The sequence below is a fragment of the Desulfitobacterium hafniense DCB-2 genome (assembly GCF_000021925.1).
Taxonomy (GTDB): domain Bacteria; phylum Bacillota; class Desulfitobacteriia; order Desulfitobacteriales; family Desulfitobacteriaceae; genus Desulfitobacterium; species Desulfitobacterium hafniense.
Map to the genome: position 1 here is coordinate 1,265,938 of NC_011830.1, position 22,137 is coordinate 1,288,074.

Annotated in this window: 19 protein-coding genes; 9 read left to right on the forward strand and 10 right to left on the reverse strand. The window is 48.6% G+C overall.

From position 1 onward, the window contains the following. Nucleotides 1-303: 303 nt before the first annotated feature. From garR to allB (DHAF_RS05915), 6 genes are all read right to left on the reverse strand, one after another. Complete coding sequence (gene garR / locus DHAF_RS05885; protein ID WP_015943250.1) at nt 304-1,194, reverse strand: 2-hydroxy-3-oxopropionate reductase; 891 nt, start codon at nt 1,192-1,194, stop codon at nt 304-306. A 1,020-nt stretch (nt 1,195-2,214) separates the two neighbouring features. Beyond that, nucleotides 2,215-3,003, reverse strand: coding sequence for a hydroxypyruvate isomerase (gene hyi / locus DHAF_RS05895; RefSeq protein ID WP_015943251.1), 789 nt, complete (start codon nt 3,001-3,003; stop codon nt 2,215-2,217). A 30-nt stretch (nt 3,004-3,033) separates the two neighbouring features. After that, a complete protein-coding gene (locus DHAF_RS05900) occupies nt 3,034-4,809 on the reverse strand; it encodes a thiamine pyrophosphate-binding protein (RefSeq protein ID WP_015943252.1) in 1,776 nt (591 codons plus the stop codon). Nucleotides 4,810-5,333: 524 nt separating this feature from the next. Further along, on the reverse strand, nt 5,334-6,728 hold the full coding sequence (locus DHAF_RS05905) for an NCS1 family transporter (protein WP_005813767.1): 1,395 nt from the start codon (nt 6,726-6,728) through the stop codon (nt 5,334-5,336). A gap of 49 nt (nt 6,729-6,777) precedes the next feature. Then, complete coding sequence (allB, locus tag DHAF_RS05910; RefSeq protein WP_005813769.1) at nt 6,778-8,127, reverse strand: allantoinase AllB; 1,350 nt, start codon at nt 8,125-8,127, stop codon at nt 6,778-6,780. A gap of 39 nt (nt 8,128-8,166) precedes the next feature. Continuing rightward, complete coding sequence (gene allB / locus DHAF_RS05915; protein WP_015943253.1) at nt 8,167-9,525, reverse strand: allantoinase AllB; 1,359 nt, start codon at nt 9,523-9,525, stop codon at nt 8,167-8,169. Nucleotides 9,526-9,988: 463 nt separating this feature from the next. Between allB (DHAF_RS05915) and DHAF_RS05920 the strand changes: the two genes are divergently transcribed. From DHAF_RS05920 to DHAF_RS05960, 9 genes are all read left to right on the forward strand, one after another. Beyond that, complete coding sequence (locus DHAF_RS05920) at nt 9,989-11,218, forward strand: Zn-dependent hydrolase (protein ID WP_005813775.1); 1,230 nt, start codon at nt 9,989-9,991, stop codon at nt 11,216-11,218. Nucleotides 11,219-11,238: 20 nt separating this feature from the next. Continuing rightward, nucleotides 11,239-11,700, forward strand: a complete 462-nt coding sequence (locus tag DHAF_RS05925; protein ID WP_005813776.1) for a RidA family protein — start codon at nt 11,239-11,241, stop codon at nt 11,698-11,700. 274 nt (nt 11,701-11,974) lie between these two features. Continuing rightward, entirely contained in the window at nt 11,975-12,736 is a 762-nt protein-coding gene (gene allE / locus DHAF_RS05930) for a (S)-ureidoglycine aminohydrolase (protein WP_005813779.1), read from the forward strand. A 57-nt stretch (nt 12,737-12,793) separates the two neighbouring features. Next, a complete protein-coding gene (locus DHAF_RS05935) occupies nt 12,794-14,461 on the forward strand; it encodes a PucR family transcriptional regulator (protein ID WP_015943254.1) in 1,668 nt (555 codons plus the stop codon). 125 nt (nt 14,462-14,586) lie between these two features. Further along, nucleotides 14,587-15,114, forward strand: coding sequence for a nitroreductase family protein (locus DHAF_RS05940; protein WP_015943255.1), 528 nt, complete (start codon nt 14,587-14,589; stop codon nt 15,112-15,114). Nucleotides 15,115-15,119: 5 nt separating this feature from the next. Next, entirely contained in the window at nt 15,120-15,446 is a 327-nt protein-coding gene (locus DHAF_RS05945) for a YnfA family protein (protein ID WP_011461632.1), read from the forward strand. Nucleotides 15,447-15,609: 163 nt separating this feature from the next. Then, nucleotides 15,610-16,350: a polysaccharide deacetylase family protein gene (locus tag DHAF_RS05950; RefSeq protein WP_011461631.1), complete on the forward strand. Its 741-nt coding sequence runs from the start codon at nt 15,610-15,612 to the stop codon at nt 16,348-16,350. A gap of 69 nt (nt 16,351-16,419) precedes the next feature. Continuing rightward, nucleotides 16,420-17,064 (forward strand): hypothetical protein, encoded by a 645-nt coding sequence (locus DHAF_RS05955; RefSeq protein ID WP_041271923.1) that lies wholly within the window; start codon nt 16,420-16,422, stop codon nt 17,062-17,064. Nucleotides 17,065-17,198: 134 nt separating this feature from the next. After that, nucleotides 17,199-18,389, forward strand: a complete 1,191-nt coding sequence (locus DHAF_RS05960; RefSeq protein ID WP_015943259.1) for an anaerobic nitric oxide reductase flavorubredoxin — start codon at nt 17,199-17,201, stop codon at nt 18,387-18,389. A gap of 100 nt (nt 18,390-18,489) precedes the next feature. On the opposite strand, the gene trhA is transcribed toward DHAF_RS05960, so the two are convergent. The 4 genes from trhA to DHAF_RS05980 all read right to left on the reverse strand — a co-directional run bounded on the left by trhA (nt 18,490) and on the right by DHAF_RS05980 (nt 21,851). Then, complete coding sequence (gene trhA, locus DHAF_RS05965) at nt 18,490-19,134, reverse strand: PAQR family membrane homeostasis protein TrhA (RefSeq protein ID WP_015943260.1); 645 nt, start codon at nt 19,132-19,134, stop codon at nt 18,490-18,492. 110 nt (nt 19,135-19,244) lie between these two features. Continuing rightward, nucleotides 19,245-20,981 carry an arsenical pump-driving ATPase gene (gene arsA, locus DHAF_RS05970; RefSeq protein WP_015943261.1) on the reverse strand — a complete coding sequence of 579 codons (1,737 nt, stop codon included), beginning with the start codon at nt 20,979-20,981 and terminating at the stop codon, nt 19,245-19,247. Between the two features lie 130 nt (nt 20,982-21,111). Next, the gene (gene arsD / locus DHAF_RS05975; protein ID WP_015943262.1) at nt 21,112-21,501 is read right to left on the reverse strand and encodes an arsenite efflux transporter metallochaperone ArsD; all 390 of its coding nucleotides are present in this window, start codon (nt 21,499-21,501) and stop codon (nt 21,112-21,114) included. Between the two features lie 32 nt (nt 21,502-21,533). Continuing rightward, nucleotides 21,534-21,851 (reverse strand): ArsR/SmtB family transcription factor, encoded by a 318-nt coding sequence (locus tag DHAF_RS05980; RefSeq protein ID WP_015943263.1) that lies wholly within the window; start codon nt 21,849-21,851, stop codon nt 21,534-21,536. Nucleotides 21,852-22,137: the final 286 nt, after the last annotated feature.

The window sequence follows — 22,137 nt, forward strand, 5'->3', positions numbered from 1 at the left end:
AGGAAAAACATAGCGCAAAAGCAGCAAAGAAAGGGTCAAAGAGAGATAGAGTGTACAAAATAGGGCGAAAAATCCAGAATCTGAGACGTTTCAGATTTTGAAGAAAGTGAAAAGGCCCAAGGAGCAAAAGCACTATAAAAATGGGGTAAACATTCTAAAATCATCAACGTTGAAGATTTTGGAGAAAAGGGAAAAGAGGTGTCGCCGGTTATGGATAAAGCTGTTGGCGACACCCCTGAGTAAGGATAGTATAGGCGGATTCAGTATAGCGATACTTATACTTATGCTTACGCTATGAGTGGGTTAGTCCGCTTTTTTTACTTCAATACCGGCAAGTTTTTCATAATACTGAACTAAGGCGCTATGATCCTGGTGATCCAGATCATAGCTTTTTAAAGTCTGCATCATTTCCATGACGGTTGCCGTTATGGGCAGAGGAGAGCCGATATCATGGCCGGTCTCCATGACATTGTTAAGGTCTTTGATATGAAGATTGATGCGGAACCCTGGATCAAAGCGGCGCTCAAGCATCATCGGCCCTTTGGCATCCAGTACGGTGCTGCCTGCTAATCCGCCCCGAATAGCTTTGTAAACCGTTTCCGGATTGGCTCCGGCTTTGGTGGCCAGGGTCAAAGCCTCAGATACTGCAGCGATATTCACGGCCACGATGATCTGATTGGCCAGCTTCGTAACATTGCCGGCACCCACATCACCGCAAAGGACTGCTGAAGAGCCCATGGCTTTTAATACAGGCAGGAATTCCTCAAAGTCTTCAGACTTTCCGCCGGCCATAATGGAAAGAGTACCGTCGATGGCTTTGGGCTCACCACCGCTTACCGGTGCATCCATAAAACGGACGTTCTTTTCCGCAAGCTTTTGCGCCACTTCCTGGCTGGCTCCGGGAGCAATAGAACTCATATCGATGACCATAGCGCCCGGCCGCGCTCCTTCCAGGACTCCGTCAGGTCCCAGGATGACTTCCTTCACTTGGGGCGAGTTGGGCAGCATGGTAATGATCAATGGGCAGCGCTCAGCCACATCTTTAGGAGATGCTCCCGCCTCAGCACCGGCTTGAACGCATTCCTGGACAGCTTTTGGGCTGCGATTATAAACCACCACTTCATGACCTGCCTTGAGCAGGTTCAAGCTCATGGGTTTTCCCATAATACCGAGTCCGATAAATCCAATTTTCATGTGAATACCTCCTGTGTAAAGTTGTTTGGGTCAGGTAAGGTCGGGTCGCGTAGCTTTACGCACAACGGACCTTCGGGCGTGATCTCCTGAAACCAACCTGCGCCGCTAAGTTTTCCTCTGTGGCGTTGCGGCTTGGGCGAAACCATTCACCGGATGGTTTCGTCACCGGAAGGTTTCTTGATCGGAGACTCACGTACTCCATAGCTCCAGGGCTGGTCAACTCGCTTTCTTAACAGCATCTGCGGCGGTTGAATATGCTTTGGAGAGTGCCGCCTTGAGCGAAACTGTCCACCGGACAGTTTCGTCGCCAAACCTCAGGGCAATACCTGATGTGAACCAGTGGCTCGCTTCGTTAAGAAAGCCACGTTGACCTGACCGCCCTTCCGCTAAATCCGTTTCCCTTTTGTGCGTAAAGCTACTGCTTGCAGGTTTCCTTCAGTTATTCCTTGGGGCCCTGAGTATCCGGGCCTTCTTGTGAGGGACTTTAGGGGAGCTTCTGAGAATCTTTGGCGGCCATCCTCAGAACCTTTCTTGGGGTCGCCGACCGTGCCGCCACAAGCGGCGTCGGTAAAGACGGAAAATGCGGCTCAGGTCAGCCCAGGTCAAATCAGTTCAGGCCAAATCAGGTCAGGCAACTTACTGCTCAACATTTCCCACAAAGCCCCGCTCACTCAGACCCGAAAAGCAGCCCAAGGATTTTGATTTACAGCAGGGAAGCGAATTTAAGCGAGCGGAAACAAAACTTCGCGAAAAGCCTGCAGCGGAGAAAGGTTGGAAACAGGACGTTTCCAACCCGCCATTGAGAACAAGTGCGAAAGCAGTGCTTTCGAGGAGCGATTTGGCGGACGAAACCCGGGCGAGGGTTTCGCCCAAGCCGCCACGCCACAGAGAACAACTTGGTGGCGCAGGTCACCTTTCGGAGCGGAGGGCTTGAGCGTTAGTTTTGTCCGCGCAGCTTATGGAGCGACCGCTGTAAGCAAAATCCTGGAGATCCTGCCCAGAGACCTTGCTTGCAGGCCCCTATTCAAACGCTTTAATCCACTCCAACGAAGCCACTGTATCCGGCTGAGGAACATATTCCATAGAGACGGCATAGGAATAGCCGACTTCCGCCAAGGTCTTAAAGAAAGCGTGGTAATCGATCTCCCCCGTACCCGGCTGATGACGTCCGGGGTTATCGGCTACTTGAATATGAGCGATATGGGGCAGCTTTTCCCGCAGGATCTGTAAGAGATCCTCTCCTTCCCGGGCGGCGTGATAGGTATCATATTGGAGGAAAACATTCTCATGGTCAGCTTCGGCAATGACCTTCAGAACATCTTCGGTGGTATTAAGATAGAATCCCGGGGCATCAAAGCGATTCAGGGGCTCGAGGAGCAGCTTGACGCCAATTTGCTGCAGCTGCTCGGCGGCATAGCGGATATTGGCGATCAGAGTAGCCCGCTGTTCCGCCGGGGATTGATCCTCACGGACTTTCCCCACCAGGCAATTGATTTGTTTGACATGAAGAGCTTGAGCCAGGGCGACAGCTTTCTCTACTCCCGCTTTAAACTCCTCTTGACGGCTGGGATCAAGGGCGATACCCCGCTCACCGGCTCCCCAGTCTCCGGCAGGGAGGTTAAAGAGAACCATCTCTAATTGGTGGGACGCCAATTCCTGTTTGAGCTGGGCAAGGTCCAAATCGTAAGGGAACATAAACTCCACCCGTTTAAGTCCGGCCGCTTTGACCGCCTGGAAGCGCTCCATCATCGGCAGGTCATTAAAGAGAAAGGATAAGTTGGCAACAAGTTGGTCTTTTTTTACATGCATGTAGAATTCCTCCCAACATATTCATCGTCTTCATTCAAGTTCCAAGACACCGGTGAGTGTTCCGTCAAGGGAAACGGAACATTGGGCCAGAGGATCCACGAGAACCTCAATCAAGTAAGGGCGGTTTTGGCTGAAAGCACGCGCCAGAGCTCCCTGAATTTGATCCGGTCCGTCGACTAATTCCGCTTCTACTCCCATTCCCCGTGCTGTGGCCACAAAGTCCAAGCCGCGGGAATGACCTTGCACATGGTTTTCATACTCAAGATCGGTGGAAATACAGCGCTGCTCAAAGAGCAGATTTTGCTGCTGACGGATCAGTCCGAATAAGGAGTTGTTGAGGACCACCACCACCACGGGAATATTGTGTTTGGCGGCCGTAGCCAGTTCCTGCAAAGACATGCCAAGACTGGCATCCCCTAGAAGATTAACCACTTGCCGGTCAGGATATGCAAGCTTGGCTCCCAGTGCAGCTCCCAATCCCCATCCCATGGTTCCCGCCCGGCCGGTAATCAGGAAGGAGCGGGGAACATAGGCTTCAAAAAGCTGGGTAGCCCAGATCTGGCTGATGCCGCAATCCAAGGTGAGAATTCCATCCCGGGCCATGGCCTCCCGTACCTCAGCAATGGCTTGCTGGGGCTTGAGGGGAAGGGTGTCGAACTTCGTGCGGCGGGCCAAGCGGATGCGCTCCTCTTGTAAGTCGAGAATTCGTTGCCGGGCCTGAGGGGTAGGAATGAAACCCTTATCCCGCAGAAAGGCGAGGAAGTGTTCCAGGAAGTCCCTTATATCCGCTGCTACGGCAAGTTCGGTAGAGATATGGCGGGAAAGCTCTCTATTATCCAGATTCACATGGACGACTTTTCGTCCCGACTGGAACCGTTGGCTGTCTCCTGTCCCCCGGCCATCGAAGCGGCCTCCCAAATTGATAATAAGGTCGGACTCCAGGATGGTTTTATTGCCCAGGGGAGTTTGGCACATCGTGCCCACCAACCCTCCATAGAGGGGATGATCATTAGGAAAGGCATCCTTGCCCATTAAGGAGGACACTACGGGAATCTGGAGAAGCTCGGCCGTTTCCCGCAGCAGTTCCGCTGCGTTGCCCTGAACAATGCCGCCGCCTGCCAGCAGGGTAGGAGTTTTGGCTTCATAGAGCATGGACAATATTGTATTCAATGTATCTTGGGCAATCTCCTGCCTGGGGGGCTGGGGTGGGCTAAAATCGAATTCACTCCAATCCACTTCCACAAGGCCCTTTTGGACATCCAAAGGGAGATCCAGCAAGATGGGGCCTTTTTTTCCTGTGGTGGCCAACTCCCATCCTTCCTTGAGAATCCGGGGAAGGTCCCCCGCCTTCTCCACCAGGTAAGCGGCCTTGGTCACTGGGCGGGCCATTTCAACCATAGGGGCCTCCTGGAAAGAGTCTTTGCCGATCAGGGAAGTGGGAACCTGGCCGGTCAGGGCCAGCAGAGGGACGGAATCGCTGTAGGCACTGTATAAACCTGTTAGAAAGTTGGTGGCGCCCGGTCCGGAGGTGGCGGCGCACACGCCTACCTTTCCTGTGGCCCGTGAATAGCCGTCAGCCATAAAGATGGCTGCCTGTTCATGGCGGACATTATAGGATTCCATATTGAGTTCACGAACGGCATCGTAGAAAGGCAGAATAGCCGCACCAGGAATGCCATAGATTTGGGAAACCCCCTTCTTCGCTAAGAAAGCAGCCAGGAATTGGGCTCCAGTCATTCTTACCCGACCGGCCGCCAAAGATTCAGTCAAGCGGGTGTCATTTGTCTCGTTTCCCCATAAGGCCATAAATACTCCTCCTTGTTTTGTATTGTAAAACGTCGTTTCACAAAATGGGTATTGAAAACGCGGTTTGGGTAACCGCCTGGCAGTAAGAAGTTAGTGCGAGTTGTTTCGTAATATAAAACTCGGTTTCATTATTTGATACTATTATGCTTTATATCCTCTGCCCAGTCTATAACTTTCCTTTCAATAGTCGAAATAAAGGGGTCACTGGTAGAACTTAAAACCTCAACAGTTTTGGCCAACTGTACTACTACAGAACGACAAGCAGTGCCAAGAAGGCTTGGCTGGTGCCAGATCGACACGATTAGCCCACTTGTTGTCTTGGGCGAAAGCGGTCGCCTGGCTGCCTTATGTTGGCTGCTTTACGTTGGTTGGCCTGATGTTTTGAGGGGATATAAGGCAACATAATTTTCATTCAGCAATGATGCCGTAATGGGGCATCAGAGTCCGACAGTGTAAAAAAAACTGCTTCCGGCCATGGTGCCGGAAGCAGTTTTCAATAAATTCAAGTTAAGAAGCCGACTGGATTATTTATTTTCAAAAATAGTGCCTTCCTTGAACTTGGAGCCTTTAAACGCGTATTTGGTGAGAAGGTAGTAGGATAGACCGCCGACGACGAGACCGATGATCCAAGCCAGGTCGACCAGGGTAAAGGCTGCTGCGGCACCGATGAGCATGGCTGTGATGGCCGCCGGATTATAGCCTGCGAAAGGACCGTCCGCCCTGTAAAGGTCTACTACATTCACTTTTTGTTTTCTTAGAATATAGTATTCAACTAAAATGATGGCGACGATGGGTCCTAAGAAAGCGGAGTAGATAAGAATGAACGTGGCCAGACCTGCGGAAGAAGAGTCTTGGACTAGTACCCAAGGGAAGGAGCAAAGGCCAAGGAGACCAGTGATGACAACGGCCGGCTTGTATTTGATTTTCGTGAGCAATTGAATGACATAGGTTGGGGCAATAATATTGGCCACCATGTTGACCGCAATGGCGCCCATGACGATAAAGGCGGAGACGAAGACGGTGACAAAGTCATTGTTGAAAACAATAGCCAAGGCCTTAACAGGGTTGGAGTTGCCGGTAGCGGAAGCAAGCATGGCACCAATGACGATGACTGCACCATAGGCGATGACGATGGGGGAGAAGTAGAAGAGGCCGCGCTTTACATCGCCATATCCCTGTTTGAGCTCACGGGAGTAATCGGCGGCGCTGAGGAAGATGGCGGCGTAGTTGCCCATTAAGACCATAATGAAAGCCCAGAATTCAAGGCCCCAAGTGCCTTTAGTATAGACCCATTTTTGAGCGATCACATCACTGTAATTGGTGAGCAGAAGAACGAATACATAGACAAAGGCGACCATGAGGACGACTGAGATCAGAGTTTCTACCCATTTGATAGCATGGAAGCCATACATGGAAAGGACAATCTGCACCAGCTGCAGGACGACAAAGCAAATAGCAATGTTGTCAAAGGCCCCGCCGGTAAAGACTTTAAGAATTTCATTCAGAGCAGTACCACCGACCCAGCTTTGGAATCCGTACCAGACGATGGCTGGGATACCGCGCAAGAGAGAGGAGATAACGGAACCTTTCTCACCGAAGGACATGCGCAGCTGCATAACATAAGGAATACCGGTCCGATAGCCCAGCCTGTCGTTCAAAGTAAAAACAAGGGAAATGATGCCGATGGCTATGATGGCTGCGGCAAAGGTTTGGAAGATGTTTAAGGTAGCCACTCCGGCAATAATCATGCTGCCGCCGAGGGTCATATTACCCAGGTTGACCCCATCGCCGATCCACATAAACATGTAGGGGATGGGTCCCATGGTGCGGTCTTTGGCTTTTTTAGGATAAAGGGTTTCTTCTACACCGGGAGCGTGTTCAATATGCACATCGGCATGATTGTCAGTGTTTAAGGACATCGCCTTCACTTCCTTCTTTTGGTTTTGCCTTTACAGGTTCAGGCTTTGATTATTGATGGGGTCTTAAATGTTTACCGATGGGTTGGGAAACAATTTTTCCGTCCTTATAGATCGTGGTTCCTCTGAGAATGGTTTGGCTGACAGAGCCGCGGAAACGGTCTCCCACATAAGGGCTCACCTTATGTTTGTAGAAGAGATCTTCTGCCTGCAGGGTAAATTCATGATCCAGATCGACCAAGGCAAAATCAGCATCATAGCCCAGGGCGATTTGACCTTTGTCCTTGATCTTGAAGATTTCGTTGACATGCTGGGCAGTTAACTGAGCGATCTTAACCAAGGGGAATTTCCGGTCATGGTAAGCATGGGTGAGCAAGCCTTGCAAGGTGGTCTGGCAAGCGGAGATGCCGCCCCAGACACGCATGAATTCACCGTTTTTCAGCTTGGGATCACAGGGGGAGTGGTCGGAAGAAACGAAAGCGATGTTGTCATTAAAGAGCCGGCCCCACATCTGAAGCTGGTTTTCCCCATCGCGAATGGGAGGAGAGCATTTGGCTACCGTACCTAAACGCTCGACATCGTCACCGGTGAGGTATAAATAATGACCGATGGTTTCACAGTAGACATCCACACCTCTTGCTCTGGCTTGAGCTACAAGCTCCACGGCTTTGGCAGTGCTGATATGGGCGATAATCAATTTGCATCCGGTTTCCTCAGCGAAGGTAATCATCCGGGAAACGTTTTCGATTTCCGTAATGGGGGGGCGGGCGGCGAAATAATCCCGTACGCCGGTACGATTGTTGGCTAAGGATAATTCGGTAAGTTCCTTGGTGATCTCAGCGTTTTCACAGTGAACCATAAGGGGCAGGCCCAGTTTGGCTAATTTCTCCATACCCACTAAAGCCGTATAATCATCCATTCTTGGAAACTCATCGATACCGCTGTGGCAGGCGAAAGCCTTAAAACCAATGACTCCGCACTCGGCCAGTTCATCCAATTTATCTAAATTGGCAGAGGTCAACCCTCCCCAGAAACCGTAATCGACCAAGGAATCTTTCTGGGCTACGGCCAGTTTGTTGTTAAAGTTCACGGCGTCCAGAGTGCAGGGACTGCAGTTGAGGGGCATATCAAAGTAGGCAACTCCGCCGCCGGCCGCTAAAGCGCTGGACCCTGTGGTAATGGTCTCCCACTCTGTTCTGCCGGGATCATTAAAGTGGACATGGCCATCGGTGATACCGGGGAAAATATGCTTGCCGGCGGCATCGATGATTTCCTTGGCATCTCCGGGGATTTCTTCAGCTATGAGCACAATTTTACCATCACTGACGGCAATGTCTGCTTTTCTGACACCATCCGGACAAACCACGTTTCCGTTGCGCAGGATTAGATCATAATGACTCATGGTTGAACCTCCTTTTTATTCTTTTTAATCATTGTGCCCTTACTTGATTTTTCTTACGTATTCGCCATGGCCTTTTTGTCCGACTAATTGTCCGTCCTGGGCGACGACTTCGCCGCGGACGAGAGTGCAGACAGGGAGTCCCTTGCCCTTTAAGCCCACAAAGGCTGATATGGGATTGACATAGTAGAGGGATTCGGGTGTGATCTCCCATTCTTTTTCCGGGTCCAGGATCACGAGATCGGCGTCAAAGCCTACTTGGATGGCACCTTTTTTGCCGAAGATGCCGAAAGCTTTGGCCGGGCCTTCGCTTAAAGAGCGGGCCAGCAGGGTAGGGCAATAGCCTCTCTTAACGACCCCTTCGCTGAAGACTACCTGCATAACGTTCTGGATGCCGCTGATTCCGCCCCAGGCTCCGAAGACCCCGTGCTTTTCTTCACTTTTCTCACTAAGCTCACAGGGAGAGTGGTCGGAAGCAATGGCCGACAGGGTTCCGTTATTGACGTATTCCCACATCCTTTCCACGGCTGCGGCATCACGTAGAGGAGGAGCACATTTGAAAAGACTGCCGTTTTTGACGACATCCTGATCCGTAAAGGTGAGGTAATGGCCGCAGGTCTCAGCGGTGACATCCACACCCTCGTTTTGGGCCTGGCGGATGATTTCCGCCACACGGGGATGACTGACATGACAGATATGCACCTTAGCTCCCACTTCTTTGGCTAAATCGATAATATTTTGGGTGGCGATCAGTTCGGCAATCACGGGACGGGAGTCCAGGAAATCCTGCCAATCGTTGGTGTCTTTGCGTTTGGCTCTTGCTTCTTCCCATTTGATCAGGGAATAATCTTCGCAGTGGAAGCCTGCCCGGCCATCGAACTCTTTGCAGATTTCCATGGCCTCTTTGGCCTGGCCGATGGTGAGGGATACATAATCCGGGGAGACTGGCCCGATGAAGGATTTAAAGGCGACGCAGCCTTTTTCGTCCAATTCTTTGAGCTGATTAAGGTTATAATCGACTAAACCGCCCCAGAAACAAAAATCTACATAGGCATTGGGAGAAACGACTTCCAGCTTTTTATCGAGAATTTGGCCATCGGTCATGGCCGGTTCATTTTGCAACGGCATGTCGATGATGGTGGTAAATCCTCCGACTCCTGCAGCTGCTGTACCGTGAGCGTAATCTTCTCTCCAGAGATAACCAGGATCGTTTAAATGCGCATGAGTATCGATGGCTCCCGGAAAGACATAATTGCCTTTGGCATCGATGACTTTTTCGGCTTGGATCTCTGTTCCAGCCTCGATGATTGCGGCGATTTTGCCATTATTGATCCCTAAGCTGGCTTCAATAATTTTGTCCGCAGTCACAACCTTACCGTTTTTAATGACGAGATTAAACACGTTCATGCCCCCTAACTGTAATCTTAACGATGTGCAAGGTACCATAGGGTTTGTTTAATTGGCCAATTTACATTAAGAATATACTGAATATTTTCATTTGGCTTTATCATTTCGAGACAATCTAGTGAGCCAGTGTTTATCCAATCAGACTAAAACAAGGAGCTTTGGGCCTCGGAAGGCCGTAATTTCCGGCACTTGAGGGTTATAAGCGGAGCTTTCTTCAGCAAATTTCAGCGGATTTGGCTAAGAAGATGATGTTTTAAGCCGGGTTTCCATATCCGGGTGCAATAAGGCTTCAGGAAGTGTCCGCCCTGAATTGGCCAAGGGTGAACAGTAAAAGGATAGAAATATGGAAAGATAATTATCCAAAGTTGCCAAAGACAATAGGTGCAAATTAATAAAAAATAGGGATAAGAATATTAAGATAATTCAATGTTTATCAGCAGTGTGAAGAGGTGGCATTATGATTAATAGTGAACGGGTTGATCGGCGCTTACGGGAGTTGGGGAAAATAGGCTATAGAGAATCAGGCGGAGTGACACGGCATGCATTTACTCCTGAAGATCGGGCTGCTAAAGATCTAGTCATATCCTATATGCAGGAAGCCGGATTGATCGTCAGGGAAGATGCGGTGGGAAATCTGATTGGCCGTCGGGAAGGACGGAATCCCAAGGCACCGGTGGTGCTCACAGGTTCTCATATTGATACGGTCTGTGATGGCGGAATCTATGATGGCGGACTTGGCATCATCGGAGCCATCGAAGTGCTGCAGTCTTTTAATGAGCAGGGAATCAGCACTGAACACCCCATTGAAGTCTACGCTTTCAATGATGAAGAGGGCTCCCGGTTTAGCTTTAGTATGTTCGGAAGCCGCGGCGTGATTGGTGACCTTACCGAAAAAGATTTAGAGATCAAAGACAGAAACGGCATTACTGTGGCCGAAGCTATGCGCAATCAGGGCTATGACCCCAATAAAATCAAGGACGCCGTTCGCTCTCCGGAAGAACTTAAGGCTTTTATCGAGCTCCATATTGAGCAAGGCAAGGTCTTGGAATGCAATAATCTTTCCGTAGGGATCGTGACAGGAATTGTCAACGAGCTATGGATGAAACTTATTGTTAAAGGGGAAGCAGGGCATGCCGGCGCCACTCCCATGAATCTCCGCCAGGATGCTTTAGTGGCTGCGGCGGAAATGATTCAGGTCATCGAGGGGGAAGCTAAAAAGACAGGAAGCACGGTAGCAACGGTTGGCCGGCTCAATGTTTTTCCAGGAGGAATTAATATTATTCCTGGCCGTGTGGAATTTACTCTGGACCTGCGGGATACCTCCCAGGAGGTCAGCGATCAAGTGGAGGCGGCCATATTCAAGGACCTGGCCAGGATCTGCCAGGAAAGAGGAGTTCAGTTGGAGACCGAACTTCTGCAACGGATTCCGCCGGCTCCTTGTTCCAAGGAATTCCAAATCGCGGCTAAAGAAGCGTGTAAAAAAATCGGCTTGCAGTATTTCTGTCTTCCCAGCGGTGCGGGCCACGATGCTATGCAAATGGTGAATATCTGCCCTATCGGTATGATTTTCATTCGTTCCAAGGATGGGATCAGTCATAATCCTGCCGAGTGGAGCAGCAGCGAAGACTGTGCCGACGGTGTTAATGTGCTGTATCATGTGCTGCTGGATACGGCGGTACAGGTATAAGTTGAAGGAGTGGAGGCTTCATGCTGGAGATTGAAGAGACTTTGCTGCTAAGGTATGGCTTGGAATTACCCGCTCCTTCGGAACCGGATGGGTATTATGCACGAGTCATTCCCACGGGAAATTTGCTTTATGTCTGCGGTCATACCCCGAAACGCCAAGGGGAGTATGTGTTCCTGGGCAAAGTCGGCGAGGATTTTTCCGTTGAGCAGGGGCAGGAAGCAGCCAGAATTGCCATGACCAATTGTTTGGCAGCTTTGAAGGAGCATCTGGGGGATTTGAGCTTGATTAAGCAATTTGTTCAGGTCATCGGTTATGTGCGCAGTGCGGAACATTTTACCCAGCAGCCTTTAGTGATGAATGGGGCGTCTGAACTTCTGCTCACCTGTTTTGGGGAGAGAGGACGACACACCCGCATGGCTTTGGGCACCAACCAACTCCCCGGTGGAGCCGCAGTGGAAATTATGTGCGTGGTTGAAGTATAGGGATTAGGAAAAGATAAGATAAGGCAGAGCGTGAGGCGGTCCGGGCAGGGATCGTCTCACGCTCCCTTCTTCTTTTATCACTTTTGGATAAATAAAGATCGGGAATTAAGGGGATTTTATCATCTTTTTTAGGAAATAAGGGCAAGATAACTGGACTATAAAGTGTGCGTTTTTGTCATCTTAGGATAAAGGGGAACTTGACTTTATGGCGAACATTAAGAATATAATCTCAATTGGCAAAGTTTTTATGCTAAAATAGAAGGGAGAAGTTAAAATGGGTTATCCTAATGATCTGTTATCCACACGAGCTGTAGTCCAACATGGAAGATATGCCTTGATTCCTCCTGAGGGACGGGTGAAAAATGTTCTTCCTAATCTTGAGCAATGTCATGTCAGTATTATTGCCTCCCCCCATTATGGCCCCCAGTTCGCCATGTATACTGTGGAGGTGCTGCCTGGCGGCGGCACCGTGAAGCCCTTTCAGGAAGAGGGAATCGAGACCTTTGTCTACTGCCTGAGCGGCCAGGGCAAGGTCTTGGTGGAAGGGCAGGAGTACAGCATCGATGAAAGCGGTTATGTTTTCGCTCCCGCTTCCCTGGGAGTGGAACTTCGCAATGTCGGGGATGCCTCCTGGAAGCTGCTTCTTTATAAACAGCGTTACCGCCCTGTGGAGGGACATGCGGCGCGGATTGTGGTGGGCCGTCTCAATGATATGCCCTATGCGCCCTATGACGGCATGGAGAATGTGCGGATTAAGGATTTGCTGCCTACGGATTTAGGCTTTGATGTCAACTTCCATGTCTTAAGCTTTTTGCCGGGAGGATGCCATCCTTTTATTGAGACCCATGTTCAGGAGCATGGACTTTATCTGTTGGAAGGTGAAGGGGTCTATCTCATTGATGAACGGTGGATTCCGGTGAAGAAGGAAGACTTCATTTGGTTTGGCCCCTATGTTCCCCAAGCATGCTATGGGGTGGGACGCACTCCCTTTACCTATATTTACACTAAGGATTGCAATCGGGATATTAAGCTTTAAGCGGGAAGCTGCTCAGAGCATCTGCCCGGAAATAATACGGTGCAAGAGGTGGTAACATTGGAGATTACAGTCAAAGATCTGCTGAAGGTGGGACCTCTGAAGACCTCTCAAGTGGTTGCAGGTTATCAGAAGCTTGATAATATAGTCAAAGGTGTTACCATCATCGAAGCGCCGGATATTGTCAACTGGTTATCGGGAGGGGAGCTTCTGCTCACCAGCCTATACTCAGGTCCGGGTGAAGGGATGGACTATCGGGAATTTATTCATAAAATGGCCACGAAAGAGGTTTCAGCCTTGGCTATAAAAGTACGGCGGTTTGTCAACGATATTCCGCCTGAAATTATTGAGGCGGCCAATGAGTATGGGCTGCCCGTGATTGAAGTGGATGGCAGTGTCCGTTTTGTGGATATTATGTATCCGGTGATGGAGCAGCTCTTTAACTCCCAGGTAGTGAAGCTCAAGTATTATAAAGATGTTCAGGAGCGGTTTACAACCTTAGCTTTGCAATGTGAGGGCTTAGCGGTCATCTGCCAAACCCTGGAAGAGTTGGTCGGCAATCCGGTGGTGGTCTATGATAAGAATTTTAAATGCCTGCAGAGCACCAATCCTCAAATAGAGCGATTTGAGGAACCTGAAGAATTTGCCTTAAGGGAGAACCTGAACGACAAATTTTCCTATTACCGGCAATCCGTATGCTACCCTGATCTTGACGGACGCTGTATTCCCCAGGTCGTCGTTCCTATTCAGGCTTTTAATCAGCTCAAGGGATATTTAACCATAGTGGAGTTGAATAAGCCTATTGTAGAGATGGATTTTATTAGTATTGAACAGGCCGCTACGGTGACCACCCTGGATATGGTGAAGCGTTTTGCTGTTAAAGAAGTGGAGTATAAATTCAAGAATGATCTGATTGAGCACATCCTTTCCGGGGAGCTGAGCTCAACCAATGCCCAGGAGCGCATCAATCTCATGGAGTGGGATCTTAATCGCCCTTACTATGTGGTTCTTTTTGATTTGAAGAATCTTGACGCTTATCATGTGGAGCATCGCACCCAGCAAAAGATGGCTTTGCAAAGCATTAAATCGGAAATTACCTCAACCATTTCGGGAGTCATAAAAACCCGCACCCGGGACTTCATTATCGGCAATAAAGTGGATATTATTGTACTGCTTTGGCCGGTTGCAGCTAATCCTCAGGAGAATTCCCTGGAGAAAATCAAAAAGATTGCCAAGCAGGCTCAAGAGCAGGTCAAAAAGCGGATGAAGAAGCTGATCGTGGAAGTGGGAATCGGCGATTTAGCTCACGGAGCGGAGGAAATCCCCCGCAGTTACAAAGAGGCTTTGGATGCTTTGAGCTATGGCGGCATGATCAGCAATGAGAGCGCCATTGTGGCTTTTTCGGAGTTAGGGGTGTTCCGTATTCTCTGTAAATTTGCCGAGCGGAACTCCCTGGAAGAATTCATTCCCAAGGCTCTGCTGAGGATTCTCAGATATGATAAGGACAATGAAGCTGAGCTACTGAAAACTCTGGAAGTATTTCTGGAATGCAACGGAAATGCCAGCAGGGCTGCCAAAGAACTGTTTATCCACTATAAAACCATCCTCTATCGCTTGGAGAGGATCAAGGAAGTCGGCCAATTGGATTTGGAAGATAGTAAAAATCGCCTTGAGCTGGAGATGGGCTTGAAGATGCTTCATCTTATGGATGCCTCTAATCTGGGATAGGACTAAGAATTCTGTGAATTTTAGTAAGCCGAGGCTAATTGTGCTATAATAAAGCTACAGGTGGAGTAATCTCCACCTGTAATGTTATGCACTAGGCAAGCAAAAGCAAGAGAGGAATGATCACTATGGATATGAAAGAGCTTTTACAAAAGCGCCGGAGTATTCGCAAGTACACGGATACCCCCATTGAGAAGGAAAAAGTGGAGCAATTGATTCGCGCTGCTTTGCTCTCCCCGACCTCGCGCAATACCAGAGCTTGGGAATTTATCCTGGTGGAGGATCAGGAAGTCCTGGCCAAGCTTTCCCTGGCTAAAGTCGGAGCCCAGCCGCTTAAGGGTGCTGCACTGGGGATTGTCGTCTGCGCGGACCCTCAAAAAAGCGATGTGTGGGTTGAAGATACGTCCATCGCCACCATCATTCTCCAGCTGCAGGCTCAGGATTTGGGGTTGGGCTCCTGCTGGGTTCAGATTAGGGAACGGAATTATCAGGACGGCACTCCGGCCGGCGCGTATGTGAAAAAGCTTTTGGACATTCCTGACCATCTTCAAGTGGAATCTATTATAGCTTTAGGCTATCCTGCAGAAACACGGCAAGGGCCTTCAGAGGATGAGCTCCTAAGGGAAAAAATCCACTGGCATACTTATAAGGGTTAATGCCTATGGTTCAGGCAGCGATTTTATTTATTCTGGCCGGGTTAGCTGAGATTGGCGGCGGTTATCTGGTCTGGCTTTGGCTGAGAGAGGCCAGGCCTTATTGGTACGGCGTGATTGGAGCCATTATTTTGGTATTCTACGGAATTATCCCCACCCTGCAGAAATTCCCCAGCTTTGGCAGGGTTTATGCCGCCTATGGAGGGGTTTTCATCATCCTTGCCGTCTTATGGGGATGGGGTGTGGACAAGAAGATGCCGGATACATACGATTGGATCGGGGCCGCGATTTGCCTGGTGGGAGTGACGGTAATGCTGTGGGCCCCCCGCCAGTAGCTTCAGACAACCGGCAGAGCATAATTTCAAATCATAGTTGATACTATGCTGATTTCAGATATCGACAAGGAGACTCTTCCTTGTCGATATCTTTTTTTGTTTAGAGAATTGTGTTTGGAACAGGCATAAATGCATATGTTTAAACATCGGGCTAAGAGGAGGGATGGATTTGCGGATCATTATCTTTAGCCGCAAAGGGTTGCGTTTGAGTATGATGGTTCTGGGGCTGGTACTGCTGGGAATCGGTATCCGTTATACGGACTTGGCTTTTCCGGCTATTACGAAGCATCCGGGAACCTATTATTTAGTTCATACAGAAGAAAAAGTGATGGCCTTGACCTTTGATGACGGGCCTGATCCTCTTTATACGGGATATATACTCGATGTGCTCAAAGAAAAGAATGTCAAAGCCACCTTCTTCGTCTTGGGAGAAAGTGCTAAGAATAATCCGGATTTATTGCTGCGGGCCCGCCAGGAGGGACATGAGATTGGCAATCATGGCTATTCTCATACTTACACCCCCAGCAAATTTGTTCAAGAGCTGATTCGTACCGATGAGGTTTTGCAGGAAGTGCTTCAGGAGCGCACGGCCTTTTACCGACCGCCGGGCGGAGTTATTTCCAACGCAGTTTTGGCGGGGGTTAAGGAGCAAGGGCATATTTTAACTCTTTGGAGTATAGACAGCAGGGATTGGGTGAATCCGGGGCCGGCCCAAATCGTTCAAAATGTAGTCAACAACAGCTTTCCGGGAGGGATCATTTTGCTTCATGACGGGGGAGAGAAGCGGGAGCAAACCATCCGGGCCTTAGGTCCGATCATTGACCGGCTGAGGGAGCAGGGCTATCGTTTTGTCACCGTTTCCGAACTGAGGAATTTTGAAAGCGTGAAACCAGTACAAAAATAAGGAAATGGTAACCCAGCCCTGCTTGAGGAATATAATACCATATAGAGCAGAGAGAGGAAGGGCGGATGGTTGGTGTATGGATCTATAGCAGATTACTCATCTTATGCAGATTCTTATCTTTCAAATTATCCAAGACCCAGCTTTCTTGGTCATATTAAGCGGACTGCGCCGATTCCTCCCCAGGAAGAAGAAGAGCGGTTTGAGGCCAAGAGAGCGGCACACGCAAATGTATGGCTGTTGGTTCCGGCGATGACAGGAACTGTGGCCTATTATTTGTTCACTTCGATATTCAGAGGAATAAGGCAAAGGGAGGAAGAGGATAAGGCCGTAGCAGGCAAGATTGGCAGCGTGGTCTATACGGGTATTGTTACGGCAGGACTATCTGCTTATATTTATTCTGTTCTTATTTTAGCAGATGGACATTTGATGGATGTATACTGGCCTATTGCCGGTGCCATTACCGTCCAGCTTCTCTATTTTGCCGCAGTCTATACCTGGCTTTACCGTTTGGACTACAGCAGCTTTTCGGCGGAGGTCGAAGATGAGCCGATTGAAGAATTGCTGACCTTTCTTTATTTCAGCATTACCAACTTTGCCACCACAGGGAGCTCCGTGTTTCCGGAATCCATTACAGCCAGGTTGCTGGTGGGGCTGCAGGTACTCTTCTTAGTCTTTTCCTTTACCATGGGGCTGGTTTTCTTCACCAATCCTTGAAAAAAATGATGAATGGGAAGCCCGATCAAGACCGATCTTTACTTGAGGAAGGATCGGTCTTTTCTGTCGAAAAACTTGCATTTGCGGACAAACTATATTACAGTAATTGCAAATAAGAGAAAGGGGAGTTTTGTATGTCCTTTAAAATCAACGATACCATTACATATGTCGGAAAGATTGACTGGGAGCTCCGTAATTTCCATGGGGAAGAATACTCCACACAGCGGGGATCCTCCTATAACTCTTATCTCATTCGTGATGAGAAAACTGTATTGATCGATACGGTTTGGGAGCCCTTCGGACGTGAGTTCATCGCTAAGCTCAAGCAGGAAATCGACTTAAACGAGATTGATTATATTGTCATGAACCATAATGAAGTGGATCACAGCGGGGCCCTGCCCTTCCTTATGGAAGAGATCCCGAATACGCCGATTTATTGCACTGCCAACGGCAAGAAGATTCTCCAGGGGAGCTATCATCAGGATTGGAATTTCGTCGAGGTCAAGACCGGGGATCGGCTGAATATTGGCAGCCGGGAGCTTATTTTCATTGAAGCCAGAATGCTGCATTGGCCGGATACGATGTTCTGCTATTTAACCGGGGATAATATCCTCTTCAGCAATGATGGTTTTGGCCAGCACTTTGCTTCTGAACATATGTACAACGACCTGGTGGATACCGGTGAGCTCTATGCCGAAGCGCTCAAATACTATGCCAACATCCTGACTCCCTTCAGCAAAATGGTCACCGCCAAAATCCAGGAGATCGTGAAGATGGAGCTGCCTATCAGCATGATTTGCCCCAGCCACGGGGTCATTTGGCGGGACAACCCGTTGCAGATTGTGCATAAATATTTGGAGTGGGCTGCTGAGTACCAGGAAGAGCAGGTGACGATCCTTTACGATACGATGTGGAATTCCACCCGCAAAATGGCGGAATCCCTTGCCCGGGGAATTCGCCTGGCCAACCCCAATCTTACTGTCAAGCTTTACAACACAGCCCGTTCCGATAGTACCGAGGTGATCGCTCAGGTCTTCCGTTCCAAGGCTATCGCCGTAGGCTCACCAACGGTCAACAATGGCTATCTCTCTTCCATAGCCGCCATTCTGGAAGAGATCAAAGGCATGAAATTCAAGAATAAGAAAGCAGTTCCCTTTGGCAGCTACGGTTGGAGCGGCGAAGTGATCAAGCTGCTGAATGAAGAGCTGAAGAAGGCTGGTTTTGAGGTTGTCGACGACGGTGTCCGCGCTCTTTGGACCCCCAGTGAAGAGAATCTGCTGGAATGCGTGGAGCTAGGCAAGCGTCTGGCCGCAAGCCTCCAATAAGCAAGGCCTGGTAAAGCTCCGGAAATAGTAATCCCCCTGGATTGACTCTTGTCTGCTCAATCCAGGGGGATTTTTGTTTTTTATGCTTAGCAGGTTTAGATCAGCTGGTCATAGGGACAAAATAGATCAGGATCATCAGAAAGTGGATCAGAGTCCCGGCGGCAATAAAGATATGGAAGATTTCGTGAAAGCCAAGATGAAGGCGGGGTATCCGCAGGATTTTGGCAGCATAGATAACAGCTCCCAAAGTATACATCACACCGCCGGCCACCATCATGATCAGGGCCCCCAAGGGGAGGTTATGGACCAGCTGCACGATGGGCACCAGGGCGATCCAGCCCAGGGTTACATAGAAAGCTGTGGATACATAACGCGGCGCATTAATAAACCATATCTTTAAAACGATTCCGATCACAGCCAGGGTCCAGACAGCGATGAGCATGACCCAACGCCAGACTCCGTCCAAACCATAGTAAAAGACAGGTGTATAGGAACCGCCAATAAGTACATAGATCATCATATGGTCGATTTTGCGTAAAGCAAGCTCTTTTTTGGGAGTGGTCCGCAGGGCATGATAGAGTGAACTGGTTCCATACAAAGCAATAACGCTTATCCCGTAGATGGTCATGGTAATGACCTTGGAGAGACTTCCATAGGATAGGAGTATTAAGGAAACGAGCCCAAACCAGGCGGCAATGAAGGGGATAAAATGAGTCAGGGTATTCATGGGTTCTTTGATTCTCATAGAGGCCTCCTTATCTGAGAGCGGCATAGATGGAAATAAGTGATACCTCAATTTTAACCATATTTTAGGGGGAACGCAATACTGTTGATTAGAAAACGAATGTTTTTCGTTTAAAGCTCAAGGAGATTCTCACTTTTAATGTCTTCAGCTCTCCATGGAATGACGGCTAACTTGCCATGAGAATGTTCAGCTACTTTATTGATCCACTCGATTTCATTGCTTGCCTTGGCAGCAAGGAGTTGATTCGTGGTATCCGTCATATAGAGTGAAGAGTTAATCACCCACCATTTGGTGGCGATGTCCGCACGTTTTAGATCGGCTTCAAGCCGCAAGGCTTCGTATACAGGGGTAGCTTCTGCCAGGGTGACGATAATTACTTCTGTTTCCTCAGCACTGCGGAGTCTTGGCAAGAGCTTTTTCACAGATTCAGGAATATCTCCCTGGGAACGCTGAATTTCTTTATGATAGCTTTGGGTGGAATCGAGTAGGAGAAGGGTATGTCCCGTGGGGGCCGTGTCGATCACTACCACCTGATCCTCTGCTTTTTCCACAATTTGAGCGAAGGCACGAAATACCGCGATTTCTTGAGTGCATGGCGAACGCAGATCTTCTTCGATATAGGCCAAATCTTCTTCAGACATGGTTTCACGAGCTTTGGAGAGGACTTCTTCTTGATACTTTTTCAACTCGGCATCTTCGTCAATATGGCTCATCGTGATGCCATCCGTTTCACGGATCACGAACTTAAGATGGGCTGCCGGGTCAGTTGTGGTCAAATGAACCTTTTTTCCACGAGCAGAAATCCCCATGGCGATGGCGGCAGCAATAGTGGTTTTGCCAACGCCGCCTTTGCCCATGGTGAAGATGACTTTTCGATTGGAAACATCCAGATCATTGATAACATCCTTGAGTTGAGGGAGATGCTGTACAGATAGTATTTCATCACTTAAAGCATAATTATCCTTAGTAAGCAGAGCCCTCACATTGTCGATACCTGTAATATTATAAGCCCGCAGGGGTATTGTATATGCGGTTAAGCCTTGCAATTGCCCTGGCATATCCTGTAAAGCTTTTTGCTGCTTCCCATACAGGCCTGCAGAGATGGAGTCATCATAGGAACTGATAACCCCATTGATCACCAGGAGTTGATTGCTGACCCCCAACTCAGCGAGCTCCTGAGAAGCTCTGGCAGCTTCTTTGAGAGGAGTATCCTCAGGGCGAGAGACCAAAACGAGGGTTGTCTTATAGCCGTCGGCAAGGGTTCTCACCGCTTGGGCATAGATCTCTTTTTGGCTCTCTAACCCGGAGAGCTGTCCCAAGCAGGAGGCACCATGGGTATTTTCGCTGATAAAATTGCTCCACGCCGAAGGGAGCTGCAGCATTCTCAGGGTATGCCCGGTAGGAGCAGTATCGAAAATAATATAGTCGTACTGGCTTTCCATTTCTTGATCCGTAATGAAGTGGGAAAACTCGTTAAACGCCGCAATCTCTACTGTGCAGGAACCGGAAAGCTGTTCCTCCATATTTTTGAGCACTGCCTCGGGTAGCTTGCCCCGATAAGGCGCGATGACACTTTCCCGGTAATCGGCGGCAGCTTGAATAGGATCGAGATTAGCTACCATAAGATTAGGGACCTCTGGAATCGGTACACCTTTGTTGGATAGTTCCCTATTAAAAACATCCTGAAGGTTTGAAGCCGGATCAGTGCTCACCAGGAGGACCTTCTTTCCATTGTCGGCTAAATTTACCGCCGTGGCACAGGCCGTGGAGGTTTTTCCCACGCCGCCTTTGCCTGTGAAGAATAAATATTGAGTAAGTTGAATCTTGTCTGGATGGAAAAGTTTCATAGTTCAAACCTCATTTCATAAAGCATTTCAAAGGAAGAGTTGACTATTGAGTGAGAAGAGATAAAAAGAAGAGAGGGGCAGTCCCTCATATAGCTAAAGTCAGAATCGTCAGGTTAGCAACAGTCTCCGATTAGCAACAGTCTCCGTCCGGACAACCGCACCCAGGGTTTTTGGGAAGAGTATTAAGAAGTTTTTTAGGTTCGCTTAATTGGCTCACGGGAATATTCAGGTGCTGTGAGAATTCCTCATTGCTGGGGTATCTGCCGGTGATAATGATTTTGCCGTCTAAAAGAGCAGCAGGTAAAGCGTCGACTCCCTTACTGCTAAGTAAGTCATTGATAGCCTTATTTTTGATGAACTCCATCGGTGCACTGGTCAGATTAAAACGATCCACTTCGAAACCATTATTCTTTAGAGCATTGAGAACAGCGGAAATCCGCAGCAATTCGGGGTCCACACCCACGCCACATATACCGGTGGGGCAGCACATCGCAGGTTCGAAGAGTTGCATTTTTTTCATTTGTTATTCCTCCTTGCTTTTTTGAATATTACTTAACATATTTGTCTGGGTTCATTAATATCGCAGAGATCTTTCATGGATGTGATTTCTGTTAAGAAGTTTCTGGCAGATTGGCAATTTTCCTGATTTAAGGAGTAGAGCATCCACTTACCATGTCGGCGATAGTTAACAATTCCCGAGTCGCATAATATCTTCATGTGGTGGGACAGTGTAGATTGGGAAATAGCCAAATCGTCTAGTATCTCACAGGCACACCGCTCGCCATATTGCAGCATTTTCAAGATCAGCAAGCGATTCGGGTCACTAAATGCTTTGAATACTTTCGCGTTGTATTCATGCTCGTTTTCCATACTCAGTCTCACCTCAAATCTATTATCATCGATATGACTATTTTACGCTGTAATATCGATGATCGTCAATATGTATATTCAAAAATATTTATAAGTAGTGAAAAGTCAGAAAGAAGGCCTTTTTGAATGATCCGAAGTGGACTTATGCTACAGACTCTTTTTCTATGGTATACTTCTTTATATAATTTGGAGTTCTTTTATCAAAAAGAAAAGAAGGTATCGATTATTATGAGAGTAACAAAGAGAAGGTATTCATCTATCATTTTCATAGTTTTCGCTACATTGA